Annotated in this window: 16 protein-coding genes; 4 read left to right on the top strand and 12 right to left on the bottom strand. The window is 48.8% G+C overall.

The genetic code is table 11. From position 1 onward, the window contains the following. Positions 1 to 46 precede the first annotated feature (46 nt). The 4 genes from FB479_RS00250 to FB479_RS00235 form a co-directional block, all read right to left on the bottom strand. Positions 47 to 1,609: a YcdB/YcdC domain-containing protein gene (locus FB479_RS00250; RefSeq protein WP_142061412.1), complete on the bottom strand. Its 1,563-nt coding sequence runs from the start codon at positions 1,607 to 1,609 to the stop codon at positions 47 to 49. Between the two features lie 123 nt (positions 1,610 to 1,732). Continuing rightward, positions 1,733 to 2,680 carry a 3'-5' exoribonuclease YhaM family protein gene (locus FB479_RS00245; RefSeq protein ID WP_142061409.1) on the bottom strand — a complete coding sequence of 316 codons (948 nt, stop codon included), beginning with the start codon at positions 2,678 to 2,680 and terminating at the stop codon, positions 1,733 to 1,735. Between the two features lie 19 nt (positions 2,681 to 2,699). Next, positions 2,700 to 3,218 (bottom strand): YkvA family protein, encoded by a 519-nt coding sequence (locus FB479_RS00240; protein ID WP_106653747.1) that lies wholly within the window; start codon positions 3,216 to 3,218, stop codon positions 2,700 to 2,702. Beyond that, positions 3,211 to 3,840 carry a DedA family protein gene (locus tag FB479_RS00235; RefSeq protein ID WP_142061406.1) on the bottom strand — a complete coding sequence of 210 codons (630 nt, stop codon included), beginning with the start codon at positions 3,838 to 3,840 and terminating at the stop codon, positions 3,211 to 3,213. Before FB479_RS00235 ends, FB479_RS00240 begins: the two co-directional genes overlap by 8 nt. A 212-nt stretch (positions 3,841 to 4,052) precedes the next feature. Here FB479_RS00235 and FB479_RS00230 point away from each other — a divergent pair, with 212 nt between their 5' ends. Continuing rightward, a complete protein-coding gene (locus tag FB479_RS00230) occupies positions 4,053 to 4,538 on the top strand; it encodes a DUF2062 domain-containing protein (protein ID WP_142061403.1) in 486 nt (161 codons plus the stop codon). Positions 4,539 to 4,602: 64 nt separating this feature from the next. Here FB479_RS00230 and FB479_RS00225 read toward each other — a convergent pair whose 3' ends face one another. The 3 genes from FB479_RS00225 to nadE all read right to left on the bottom strand — a co-directional run bounded on the left by FB479_RS00225 (position 4,603) and on the right by nadE (position 6,468). Next, on the bottom strand, positions 4,603 to 4,824 hold the full coding sequence (locus tag FB479_RS00225) for a hypothetical protein (protein WP_048033928.1): 222 nt from the start codon (positions 4,822 to 4,824) through the stop codon (positions 4,603 to 4,605). A 64-nt stretch (positions 4,825 to 4,888) separates the two neighbouring features. Beyond that, positions 4,889 to 5,713: an MBL fold metallo-hydrolase gene (locus tag FB479_RS00220; RefSeq protein WP_142061399.1), complete on the bottom strand. Its 825-nt coding sequence runs from the start codon at positions 5,711 to 5,713 to the stop codon at positions 4,889 to 4,891. 2 nt (positions 5,714 to 5,715) lie between these two features. Further along, positions 5,716 to 6,468 carry an NAD(+) synthase gene (nadE, locus tag FB479_RS00215; RefSeq protein WP_142061396.1) on the bottom strand — a complete coding sequence of 251 codons (753 nt, stop codon included), beginning with the start codon at positions 6,466 to 6,468 and terminating at the stop codon, positions 5,716 to 5,718. 132 nt (positions 6,469 to 6,600) lie between these two features. On the opposite strand from nadE, the gene map reads away from it, so the two are divergent. The 3 genes from map (at position 6,601) to FB479_RS00200 (ending at position 9,163) form a co-directional block, all read left to right on the top strand. Next, the gene (map, locus tag FB479_RS00210; protein ID WP_142061393.1) at positions 6,601 to 7,347 is read left to right on the top strand and encodes a type I methionyl aminopeptidase; all 747 of its coding nucleotides are present in this window, start codon (positions 6,601 to 6,603) and stop codon (positions 7,345 to 7,347) included. Between the two features lie 179 nt (positions 7,348 to 7,526). Then, on the top strand, positions 7,527 to 8,552 hold the full coding sequence (locus FB479_RS00205) for an LLM class flavin-dependent oxidoreductase (RefSeq protein WP_106653752.1): 1,026 nt from the start codon (positions 7,527 to 7,529) through the stop codon (positions 8,550 to 8,552). A gap of 14 nt (positions 8,553 to 8,566) precedes the next feature. Then, the gene (locus FB479_RS00200; protein ID WP_106653753.1) at positions 8,567 to 9,163 is read left to right on the top strand and encodes a TetR/AcrR family transcriptional regulator; all 597 of its coding nucleotides are present in this window, start codon (positions 8,567 to 8,569) and stop codon (positions 9,161 to 9,163) included. 65 nt (positions 9,164 to 9,228) lie between these two features. On the opposite strand, the gene FB479_RS00195 is transcribed toward FB479_RS00200, so the two are convergent. The 5 genes from FB479_RS00195 to FB479_RS00175 all read right to left on the bottom strand — a co-directional run bounded on the left by FB479_RS00195 (position 9,229) and on the right by FB479_RS00175 (position 12,765). After that, positions 9,229 to 9,408, bottom strand: a complete 180-nt coding sequence (locus FB479_RS00195) for a hypothetical protein (protein WP_106653754.1) — start codon at positions 9,406 to 9,408, stop codon at positions 9,229 to 9,231. 148 nt (positions 9,409 to 9,556) lie between these two features. Then, entirely contained in the window at positions 9,557 to 9,904 is a 348-nt protein-coding gene (locus FB479_RS00190) for a PspC domain-containing protein (RefSeq protein ID WP_082517145.1), read from the bottom strand. Between the two features lie 116 nt (positions 9,905 to 10,020). After that, on the bottom strand, positions 10,021 to 10,641 hold the full coding sequence (locus tag FB479_RS00185) for a flavin reductase family protein (RefSeq protein ID WP_142061390.1): 621 nt from the start codon (positions 10,639 to 10,641) through the stop codon (positions 10,021 to 10,023). 19 nt (positions 10,642 to 10,660) lie between these two features. Next, the gene (locus FB479_RS00180) at positions 10,661 to 11,821 is read right to left on the bottom strand and encodes a homogentisate 1,2-dioxygenase (protein ID WP_142061387.1); all 1,161 of its coding nucleotides are present in this window, start codon (positions 11,819 to 11,821) and stop codon (positions 10,661 to 10,663) included. Positions 11,822 to 11,847: 26 nt separating this feature from the next. Beyond that, complete coding sequence (locus FB479_RS00175; protein ID WP_142061384.1) at positions 11,848 to 12,765, bottom strand: fumarylacetoacetate hydrolase family protein; 918 nt, start codon at positions 12,763 to 12,765, stop codon at positions 11,848 to 11,850. Positions 12,766 to 12,819: the final 54 nt, after the last annotated feature.

Genomic DNA, 12,819 nt, shown 5'->3' with positions numbered 1-12,819 from the left:
TGAAAAGGAAAACCCGACATGGCTTCTACACCATATCGGGTATCGGTTATTGGATAGCTTTCCATTCCAGCCAGGTTTCTTCCACTGCACCCGTAGCAGCATCGATCTGCAGAGACTTGGCATCGGCTGTCGGTAAATAGGCCAGCTGCGGCAGTTGCGCTGAATGCGTACCTGCCTTCGGATACCAGTATGCCAAGCGCAGATTTGCTTCTTTGACATAGGCATCCTTTGCTTTCTCATTCTTGACAATACCGTCTTTACTGATGGTAGCAGGCATGGACGGCAGGTCATTTACTTGAGCAAGGACTACATTGCCCTTCTTTGCGTCCACTTCCAAGTAGAACAGTGGTCTCTTGGTAGGGATACCGTCAATCTCAGGATGAAAAGCAAAGCTACTGATCGGCCGCACGAGATTTTGATCCGCCCAGCCCGGCAGATTTTCCACAAGACTCGTCTCCTTTACGGAGAATGATTGTTCTTTGGACGATAAGTATTTCTCCACAAATTGTACGGCGATGTCTTTTGCCTCATCATGCGTGAGCGGCTTCTCAAGCTCCTTTTCTACGGGACCGTCCAGCTTGAATTCAATGGGTGATTTTGTTTTACGGTCGAGTGTAATCCACGCGCTTTGATACGAGCTGGCATTCCATTCATGGCGATCGATGTCACTGTTTTTATACTTTTTGTCTTCTTTTACATTTTTGTACGTGCGTTGATTCAGCTTCAGGCCAAATTCCTTCTCCAGCATCTGCTCCATTTTTTTCGTATCTCGCCAGACGCCCATGTCGGCCGTTCCTTTGATTTTCATCGTCTCACTCGTTGTTTTATACACAGACGGAACTTCTTCACCAGACAGTGCATCTATCGTTGGCAATTGGTCAGGCACGTAAACGAGCTTGCCCGCTGACTCATCGTAGACCAATTCCAAGGATACCTTGTCTTGCCACTTCTTCATTGCCTTTTCAAGCGGTACAGCCTTGCTTGGGTCCGTTACCTCTGCTTCGGTAGGAAGCTTTACCTTTTCTTGCTGAAAATGGACAACCTGCCCCTTTGCGTCAACCATGACCCGCGCTGTCTCTTTGTCCACCCACGTATTGTTCAACTGTGGGTAGACACTGACAACTGCCAGATGATCCAGCTCTGACGCACGATCGACAGAAAGCATCGCTTGCGGGGAAATAACATGGTCAACCGCTATGTAATTTCGAATAAAATCGACAGCCTTTTGATAGGCTTCCTTTTTATTGATTTTGGTTGTTTTGTCCCGATTCACATCATGCAGGACAAATCTGGTCATATCTCCCTCTGCATTTGTGGAGATCGTGAGCGTCGTATTTGTGGTAATGACACTCTTTCGATCCGAGAGATTAATGACATACCCCGATTTGCTTGTCCCTCCGTATGAGTCCACATGAAGGCCTTTCATGAGAGGCACATAGTCCTCTTTCAATTCTGTCAACAAGTGGACGATGTCTTCTGGCAACTGAATGGGTTCCAGGCTCGATTTGCCATCATACGCATAGGAAGACAACGGATGCAGAAGTGCCACTGGTGTCGTGACCATGCTGACTGCCAACACAAACATGGCAGCTCTGTTTCGCTTTTTCACATGAATACCTCCTAAGTACAAGACATTACTGTTAAGACGAGCTTCTCGCAAAAACGTTTCTGATTTATCTAAAAAAAGCCAACTGCCTCGTTTTGCTTAGCAGTTGGCTTTTTGTTGTATGAATTAATACCCGCGCCAGACTTTTCGTCTAAGCACGCCAGCGTACGCCCATTCCTCTTCTTCCGGCATGTCCGCTAGAGTTTGGCTCAAAGCGTTCATTTTGCTGTCGATCTGGTCCAGGTAATGGAACATGACAGCTGTAGGCGTTTTTCCAGATACAGCACTGCCCCAGCCATTCTCTACCTCTCCATGATGACTCAAAATGCAATGCTTCAAGTGCAGAACCTCCGCGTCCCCTAAAGAAATATCTAGCTTGCGGCAAATGCCGCTCACCATCTCGACTCCCATAACCAGGTGACCAATTAACTGACCTGGCGTTGTGTAATCCGGGGCGATGGGGTCAGACAGCTCGTATAGTTTTCCAATATCGTGCAAGATACAAGTCGCAATCAGTACATCCCTGTCTACTTGTGGATACAGTGGCAAGAGGCTCTGTGCCGCTGTCAACAGAGAGACAATATGCTCGAGCAAACCATGATAATAGTTGTGGTGCATGCGAACGCCAGCAGGATAATGGCGAAGGCGATCCTGAATCTCCTCTGTTGCCAGCGCCTCTTGAATAATGGCCTTGAGCGTGGCACTCTGCAGGCTGTCGACTGCATCGGTAAGCTTTGTCCACAGTTCATCTACTGGAACTGGCGAGATCGGAATGAGCGACTCCATCTGAACTTCGTCGGATGCAGCAGCAGGTCTGATCCGTTGAATCACCAGTTGCTTTTTCCCACGATACATTTGGACGGCAGCGTCGATCTTCACGACGACCTTGACGTTGATCCATTCCTTCATTTCTGCATTGACATCCCACAGCTTTGCCATGATCGTACCGGAGCGATCTCCCAGCTCCAGATTCAAGTATTCACTCTGATTACTCGCTACGCCAGCTTCCTTGTTTTTAATCAGGCAAAAAGCGACAACACGCTCTCCCTCTTGATAATCCAATAAATATTTCATCTATTTGTCCCATCCTAGCTTATTTTTTTCGGAACAGGGTTTCTTCCAGCTTTTTCACTATTTTCTTGCCGACTAAATCATCCGCTGATCGAATCACCTTCGTAATGACAGCCAAGAGGTCTTCTTCGCCATTCCAATGCTCACGTACAATCGATTCATCGATATCCACCAAAATCTTGCGCAATGCATAAACAGCCAAAATGACGTCGTCCAGAAGTCCGAAACCCCCGACTAATACCTCCGGAATAAAATCAACCGGGGTGATGAAGTAGGCAACTGCTACACCCGCTAACGCTTTTGATTGAACACCTACGCGCTTGTCCAGCATCAGACGGGCCAAGAGAACAAACAAATCTGGTGCAAGCAAAATAAAGTTGGCTACAGAATCATTGACTCCCTTGTCTTTAATGAACGCTTCGATTTTGTCACGCAATTTATCATAAAATCGCTGATGTTTTTCCGGTAATACGACAGGAACCAGTTCGGTTGGCTTCTGAACTACAGGCAGTAGATTTTCGTTGCTGTTTTCTTCACTCATTCTGATCCCTCCGTAATTGCTTTTTTACTTTTGCCTTGTGTCTAAAATACGACCAGGCTGCAATCAATACGAGCAAAGCGATAAAGAAAATCGCGAGGTTACGGGCAATCAAATTAAACAGCTCATCCCAGCGTTCTCCTAATTGCCAGCCAAGCGTCACGAAAAGCAAGCTCCAAAAAAGCCCACCCAAATAGGTAAAGAGCATGAAAGTCGGAAATGGCAGTCGCGTGATCCCGGCAAAATAGGCCGTAAACTGACGAACACCTGGGATGAAATAACCTAGCGGAAGCGCCCATTTGCCGACGCGATTAAACCACTCTTCCGTTTTTTTGTAAATGGTATAGCCCATTCCCAGCCGTTTCCCATATCGTTCGAGAAAAGGGTAGCCTAATGTTCTGCCGATCCAGTATGCCACCGTCATTGCTGTAACGGAACCGAGAAAGCAGACGAAAAAAGTAGGCCAAAATTCCAATTTTCCCGTTGAGACAAGAAATCCAGAAAAAACGAGCAGCGTTTCTTCAGGCAAGGGCATCCCCAAAATTCCTAGAAAGAACAATCCAAACAAGGCACCATACCCATATTGCGTAATATAGTCACCGAAGGTTCCCATTACATCTTCCACGAATGTCACCACTTTTCCAGCAAGCTGCCCTCTTCCATTATGCCAAAAGAAAGGCGCATTCACAAATCAGAGCTCGTATGACAACTATTAATTTTTGCCAACTTGGAGATACTCTACAACATCAACTTAAAAAACGAATCCAGCTTCACCATTCGCCTTACCCTTTGGGGATTTACAGACAAATGACTTGGGACAAACGAGGGATAGCACGGATGTGGAAAAAAACATATCGAAAGCTAAAGTTCGAATACTACAAGGTGCTGAGAATGAAAGGGGCTCCAGCTTTTATCGCCCGTGGATTTTCGCTCGGAATCTTCATCGAGTTCATAACGCTGCCTACTTTTGGCATCGCGTTTTTGTTGCTTTTCCCGCTTTGCAAGCTGTTTCGGGCCAGTTTGCCCGCTGCTTTGGTTGCGTTTGTCATCGGAAAGCTCATCTTACCGCTTTTCATCCTTTTCAATTACAATATTGGATACGTGTTGATCGGCAAACCGTTACAAGGACATTTGATCCATCCCGAGCCTGGAATGCAATGGCTTGTCTGGGTGAAAGAAAAAGGACTTGCCTATTTTACCGGGAGTGTCATCATGGGGCTTTTTGTCGCGTTCGCGAGCTACTTTCTCGTGTTAATAGGCCTTCAATTGTATCGCCGCAAGAAATTACGGCGCTCATTGCCTGAAGAAAGTCCTACCCCTTAATCGCTCGAACGAAAAAGACCGGTCCGACAATCGAATGTCAGTCCGGTCTTTTTTGCTCGCAATGTTATGCAAAGTAGCCTTGATCGTGCAGGTGCTCCATGATTTCGGCAACAGTTTTGTCTTCTTTCAAGAGCTCTACGGTTACTTCCACTTGCTCTGGGGACAAACCGTTCGCTCCGAGGCTTTCCTTGATCAACACGTCGTTGGGGCGACGGAAGTACGTTTGCAACGTACGCTTCACACGTCCTTCCAGACTTGTTCTCAGCATCAATTCAGTCGTAGACATCTGTTCCACCTCTTTCCTAGAAAGATTTGCGTAACCCCTATTATCTTATAAAACCGTGGAATAATCAACCTTTCTGCGAAATAGCTTCCTTGCAGAGTTGATCCCGGTTTTGGTCATGGGAAGAACGGAGATGTTCATCGATCGATACACCATTATACGTCAGTTGGGAAAACTGCTCTCCCAGTACATCTTCCTCTATGTTATTGGCGATACCCTCGAAAACAACTGCACGTGCATCCAACAAGTACTGGCGATCGCGTTCAATCCGATGCAGGATTTCCTCGCGTCCTTTTGCAGGTACTCCGTGTCCAGGAATGACTTCTTCCACTTCTCCTTGAAGGACCAACCGCTCAAGCTTTTCCAAACTCTCCAAATAGGCACTGCTGTCGTCAATAAACGGGAACTCCAAATTCGATAGCATGTCACCGACAACAAGCAGCTTCTGCTCCCGGAACAAGGTCGCCATCTGATCGGGTGTATGTCCTGGTACAGGCAGGAAAAAGACTTCCTGCCAATCTTGGGCATCCTCCACAAGTTTCGTGAATGTCGGCATTCCTACTTCATACGATCTGACTACGTAATACGACCCGTCAAACCGTTTCGCCTTGTTCAGCTTCTGCTCAATCCGTCCATCTGTGAGGATTTCCTTTTGTGCAATGATTGTGGCATCCGGAAATTTGCCGACTCCGACAACATGATCCCAATCTCCGTGAGTTAGGACGAGAATAAGCTCTCTTCCGTTCCTCTCCCTTCGCACATAGTCAGCAATCGCCTCTATCTCGTGGGGAAAATAGGCTGGATCAAACAAGTAGAGACGTTCCTCAGTTGATACGACTGCACTGGTCGTTTGCCACAGACAACTTGTAAACAGCTTGTAGGATTGTGCCATATCTATATGCCTGGCATGATGTTGCGCTTATGCTCAGAGATTCGATGCAGGTAATAAATGCGTTCTTTGGCTTCCGGTCGAGTTTCCCCTGTAATCAGCAAACGATCGAGATCCTCATAGGTGAAACCCATCTCCTGTTCATCCGTCTGCCCTTCCCACAAATCAGCTGAAGGTGGCTTCGTGATGATCTCTCCAGGCACCCCGAGCTCAGCAGCGAGAATTCGCATCTCATGCTTCGTCAGACTTGCTACTGGATTAAAGTCGGCAAGACCGTCGCCACCTTTTGTCATATAGCCAACATAAATCTCGCTGCGATTGCACGTATCCGCTACCAAGTATCCTTTTTGGTTAGCAATGGCATACAGCACTGTCATGCGCAAACGAGCCTTTGTATTTCCCTTTGTTTTGTCATCAAGCCCAAGTACACCCTCGATAGCAGGTACCAAAGCGTTATAGGCAGGCCCTACATCTACCGTGTGCAAATTCAATCCAATCGCTTCAGCAAGTCGCTTGGAATCTGTTTCATGAACGGTTTGCGAGTATGCAGGCAACCAAACGCCAATGACGCGTTCTGAACCCAATGCACGAACACACAGCGCTGCCGTAACGGCACTGTCAATCCCACCAGAGATACCGACGACTGCACCGCCGAGTCCATTTCCGTCAATTTGCTCACGAATAAAGGCAATACGTTTTTCCACGTCTTCTTTTACATGAATCTGGTAGTTCGCCAGATGTTCTTGAAACTTGTCCACGCTACCTACCCCCAGGGTTGATTATTTCTCCCTCATCCTACCATGCCGTTTTCAGTGTGGCAATTGGCGCAGAACGGGACTACACTATATACTATAGAGAGTTCTTGACTAACGAGGAGAAGGAGAGAGTCGATGATTATCCTCAAGACACCTGAAGAAATTGAACTCATGCATGGAGCAGGCAAGATTTTGGCTGCTTGTCATCGTGAGATTGCCAAGATGATTCGTCCAGGCATTTCTACCTGGGAGATTGATCAATTCGTCGAAGAATTTTTGGCTGAAAATGGCGCGACCCCTGAGCAAAAAGGGTTTCATGGATATCCCTATGCCACATGCGGTTCCGTAAATGATGTCATCTGCCATGGCTTCCCGAAAAAAGAGCCTCTGCGTGATGGCGATATCGTCACAATCGACATGGTTGTACGCAAAAACGGTTGGCTGGCTGACTCCGCTTGGTCCTATGAAGTGGGAACGGTGTCCCCGGAAGCGAAAAGACTTCTGGAAGTCACTGAAAAATCGCTGTATCTCGGTATTGAGCAAGCTGTCGTAGGCAATCGGATCGGCGACATTTCCCACGCCATTCAAACGTATGCGCAAGAACAAGGCTACTCCGTCGTGCGCGATTTTACCGGACATGGTATCGGTCAGGAAATGCATGAGGAGCCGTTTGTTCCTCACTTTGGCCCTCCTGGCAGAGGACAACGCCTCAAAGAAGGCATGGTCATTACCATTGAGCCTATGCTGAACATCGGAACGTACCATGCAACGGTCGATGAAGATGGCTGGACAGCACGTACACGAGATGGGAAGCTGTCCGCTCAATACGAGCACACCCTCGCTATTACCGCGGATGGACCTGTTATCTTAACCAAACAATAAGGATGTACGAAAAGCCCTTGCATTGTCAGGGCTTTTTCTTTTTCTCCCAATGTGCCCGGTCGCACATTCAAACGTTGACACCCCTTCTTCCGCTCCGTATGATGCAAGTACGCTTTGTTACTACCCAGTAACAAATTGATCAAACCAGCAACCGCTAAGCACAAGGAGGGTTTCATCCCATGTCCGATACAAACTCATCTAAGCAACTACGCGATATCCCATTGTCCGTTCTCGATTTAGCACCCATTACGGAGGGTAGCAACGCTGCTGAATCGTACAAAAACAGTCTCAATCTGGCGCAACAGGTGGAAAAATGGGGCTTTACACGTTACTGGCTCGCCGAACACCACGCAATGCCCAGCGTAGCCAGCTCTGCCACTTCCGTTCTCATCGGTCACATTGCCGGTGGCACCAGCAAAATCCGTGTGGGTTCAGGCGGCATAATGCTGCCCAACCATGCTCCACTCGTGATCGCTGAGCAATTCGGGACACTGGAGTCTCTCTATCCTGGCCGGATCGACTTAGGTCTTGGACGCGCACCCGGGGCGGACCAACGAACAGCACGTGCGCTACGCCGCGATTTGCGGATTGGTGGAGAAGATTTCCCGGAGTTATTGGAAGAGCTCCGTGAATATCTTCGTCCACGAACAACCGAGTCGGCATCTGCCATCCGCGCTATCCCTGGCGAAGGTTTGAACATCCCGATCTGGCTGCTCGGTTCGAGCGATTTCTCAGCGCGACTGGCAGGCATGCTCGGATTGCCGTTTGCTTTTGCTGGGCATTTTTCGCCGAACTTTACCTTGCCTGCCTTGCAGACATATCGCCATTGTTTCCGTCCATCGGAAGTACTGGATCAGCCATATGCCATGGTTGGCGTCAACGTGATGGCAGCCGATACCGATGAGCTTGCAAATCGACTGGCCACCTCCCATTACCAGGCATTCTTAAATCTCGTCCGCGGCGATCTCAAGCCAATCCAACCACCTGTGGACAATATGGATGAGCTATGGAGCGAATTTGAAAAACTGTCTGTCCAAGCACAGCTGCGCTCTTCCATCATCGGCAGCCCTGTTACCGTGAAAAGCAAACTGCAAGAGTTGGTCGATGCCACAGGAGCAGATGAGCTCATGATTACGACGCAAATGTACCACCATGCCGATCGCGTGCGCTCTTTTGAAATTGTCGCCGACGTCTGGAAGTCCTAAATGGGGGATGGTATATGACGGAAGCAAAACGGCCTCGCGTGCCTCGGGAAAAAGCCCAAGAGATCATATTGAACGCTGCGGAAGAATTGTTTTATCAAGAAGGGATCCATGCTGTTAGTGTAGACGCCATCGTCGAGCGTGCCGGAATGAATAAAATGAGCGTCTATCGGCAGTTTTCCTCGAAAACGGACCTGATTCTCGCCTACATGACCCGAAAGCAAGACGCTTTTTGGCAAGAATGGGAAGAAAGCATCGCCAAACATCCCAACCAGCCGCGAGAGCAAATCATTCAGTTTTTTGCTGATCTGGCTGAGCGAGCATCCAATGAGCAATTTCGCGGCTGTTGCTTTATCAATGTAGCTGTAGAGTTTCCTGATCCGGTTCATCCTGTTCGCGAGTTGGTTTGCTCGCATCAGAAACGAATCCGCGACGCTTTTTTGGACCGCACGACTGCCCTTGGCGCTGCGCATCCATGCGAGCTGGCCTATACGCTTATCTTGTTGATGGAAGGTACTTACGCAGATAGCCAGACGTACGGAACCGATAGTGCAGCGATTCGCATGGTTCCTGCCATCGTAGAAAAAGTTTTGGACCAAGCGCTTCACAATTAAAAAAGTGGCTCCCTGCCTTATTCCAGCAGTTGCCACTTCCTCTTTTTGTCGCTCATACAGCTGTTTTAGCGCTGAGCACTGGTCGCATACTTGTCTTGTTTCGCCGTCATCGCTTCTAATTCTTTGACGTCTTGTTCCAAGTCATGGATGTCTTCTTCAATCAGTTTTTTCAGATGTTGCTTTTCCCGCAGGATTTTGCGGGTTTGCTCCAAACGCTGATTCAAATCGAACACGCCGAGATACACTGCTTTTCCCTCCCTATGTAGGTTTTCCACCTTACATGTTATGCAGTGATCGCCAGAAGTTGCAGACCATTTTTTTGTGGGGTCAAAATAGGTAAAAGTGAAAAGAGACTTCCCGTGAGCATAAAGCTCTGGAAGTCTCCTATTCGCTTTAGAGTCCTTTGTATTTGCCCAATTCTTCCCGCAGGCGATACACTTCCTGCACCAAAGCACGCTTCTCCAGACGGTCAATTTCCTGATCCAAATCGTTCATGCGTGCATGTCCATTATATGGCACATCATGCATCGGGAAGCCGTCAGAAGCGTATGACCACTGCGGTTCCTTCGGCATGATCATCGCCATCAGCAAGTAAAGCAAAATCGGTACTCCTGTAAAAACAGTGAGAACGACAACTCCTACTCGTACCAGCGTAGAGTCAATACGCAAAAATTGTGCAATCCCACCACAAACTCCAAATAACCGTTTATCATGAGAACGGTATAGTCGTCTTTCCATCATTACATTCCACCCTCTCTACAGTATCCGCTTGCCTTGTATCTACAGGATATCCGATAGGCGATTCCGGTAAAATGGTCCGTAGAGGGATTTGTCCTCCGTCGCTGGACGGAGATCAATCATTTGGCAGGTGGCTCATAAACGGGGCGTGGACGATCAAACTGTTCGCCCAGAGTCGCATACGTATGGCCCGCTAATCTGCTAACGGGTGCAAACGCTGCAGCATCAATCCGTCCTGCATGATACAACTCATCCGCTACATGGACATGCATCACTTCCCCGATAATCAAATCCGAAGTGGTCGGACTACCTAATTCCACAATCTGATGCAGCTTGCACTCAAAATGGATGCGGGATGCACGGAGTCTTGGCACCTTGACGCGAACGGATGGGGCGACTTCCAGCCCCAATGCCTCTACTTCACTGATCTCTGGCGGGTAATCAGCAGAAGTCTGATTGACCGCATCCACATTGTGTACGTCCACCATATTGACCACGAATTCTCCCGTTTGCATGATGTTTCGTGCCGTATCTTTTGGGACGCTCCCCGGCTTTCGCATGACGGCAACCGAAACCATCATCGGCTCAATACTGGCGACATTAAAATAACTGAAAGGAGCGGCATTGACGATTCCTCCCTCCCCTAACGAGGTGACCCAAGCGATCGGCCTCGGGACGATACATCCGATCAAGAGCTTGTATTTTTCCTGACGTTCGATTTCGTGAATGGCGATTTCCATTGCGATTTTGCACCTCTTCCTATTCCTGGGGTGGCAACCAGCTTGACATGTATGCCTCATCCTCAATTTCCAACGCTTGCTTTGTGACATGAAGCGGGTGGAATGTGTCCAGCATGACAGCCAGCTCCTGCGTTTCTTTTTTCCCAATGCTCGCCTCTACCTTGCCTGGATGCGGCCCGTGAGGAATCCCCATTGGATGCAGGGTGATAGACCCCTCGTATATGCCTTTTCTACTCATAAAATTGCCATCTACGTAGTATAACACCTCGTCACTTTCAACATTACTGTGGTAGTAAGGCGCAGGGATCGCTTGCGGATGATAGTCGTACATCCGCGGAACGAATGAGCAGATGACAAAGTTTTGACCGGCAAAGGTTTGATGGACAGGTGGCGGTTGATGAATGCGCCCAGTAATCGGTTCAAAATCATGAACACTCAGTGCATACGGATACAAATACCCGTCCCAGCCCACGACATCAAACGGATGGAAGTCAAAGAAGTAGCTGTAGACCACGGACTGGCGTTTGACGCGCACCTCGAAGTCTCCGCTTTCCACATGCGTCACCAACTTTTCCGGTACACGAATGTCACGTTCGCAAAACGGCGAATGTTCCAACAATTGACCGTGCTCGTTGCGATAACGCTTTGGTGGCACAATCTCATTCTGGGACTCAATGACGAGGAAACGGCTCTGGACAGAAGGTACAATCCGATAGGTTGTGCCGATCGGAATGACGAGGTAGTCGCCAGGCTTGTAAGTGAGTGTACCGAAAATCGTTTGCAGTTCTCCCTCACCTTGATGGACAAAGACGACTTCATCCCCATCTGCATTGCGATAAAAGTAATCCATCGGCTCTGTCGGTGCGCATACTGCCATGACGACATCGTTATTCCCCAGCAAGTAGCGACGTCCGAAAATCGGGTCCCCGCCCGGCTGAACATCAAACGTTTTAAAATGCTGATGCTTCAAATCAACCTGCTCCACATATTCCAGGCGGACGTCTGCGTATTTGCGCGTCTCCCTCACTTGGGTAGGCGGATTGTGGTGATATAGAATCGACTGAATTCCGGAAAACCCTTTGGTTCCCATCACTTGCTCACGGTACAGTCCCCCATCCGGCTTATAAAATGTCGTATGCCGCTTTTGTGGAACTTCCCCCATTCGTTGATAAAAAGCCATACGTTCCTTCCTCCTTTTTTTCATCCTTATTCACAAATCGTATTGCGAAGCACACCGAGGCGTTCCACCTCTAGCTCTACTACATCCCCTGGCGCAAGCCAAGCATACTGCTCTGTCCCCAGCTCCAAAATGCAGCCAGTCCCTACTGTTCCCGATCCGATAACATCTCCGGGATACAAGGAACAGTCCTCTGAGGCACGGGCAATCATTTCAGCAAATGTATAGTGAATGTCCTTGAAGTTTCCTTTTGAATACTCCCTACCATTGATACGTGCCACCATCTCCAGATCGTAGCGGCTGCCCTTTTCGCCTGCGATACGTATATCAGCCAGCTCCTCCGGTGTAACCAGCCACGGCCCCATGGACGTTGCGAAGTCTTTGCCCTTGGCAGGCCCTAAGCCGACCTTGACCTCCTCCCGTTGTATATCCCGGGCACTCCAGTCGTTTAAGATACAAAATCCTGCGATGTGCTCTTCCGCTCGTTCAACTGGGATGTTTACTCCTGCTTTTCCAATCACGCAGGCAATTTCCAGCTCATAGTCCAGCCACTCGGTTGCTTTTGGTCTGCGAATATTCGCTTGCGTCCCTGTAAAAGCTGCTGCATTCGAAAAATAAAAGACGGGGAAGTGATACCATTCGGGCACCATCGGAAGTCCGCGTTTGGCTCGCGCTGTCTTCACATGGGCCTCGAAGGCATAAAAGTCACGAAAGCTGGCGGGACGTGGAAGTGGCGAACTTAGCTCGACTTGCTCATAATCCCAGCCATCCTGTGCCTCGTATGCTGTTTGGAGAACGGGTAACCAGTTTGCCCACTCCTCGAGCAAACCAAGCACTGTACTCGGCGCTCCCGGGCAAGCCTGTGCAATATCTTTGACTTTTCCTTCGTGCAAGAGCCCCGCTCGCCAAGCATCCCTTTCCCTTTCTCGATAGGAAACCAGCTTCATGAAACCCTCTCCTTCTCTTGGGCAAATGAGAAAACCCAGCTCACCCCCAATGCA

Source organism: Brevibacillus sp. AG162 (assembly GCF_006715575.1).
GTDB classification, from domain to species: Bacteria; Bacillota; Bacilli; order Brevibacillales; family Brevibacillaceae; genus Brevibacillus; species Brevibacillus brevis.
Note: the sequence above shows the minus strand (reverse complement) of the source record. Positions and strands in the feature narration are given on the sequence as shown.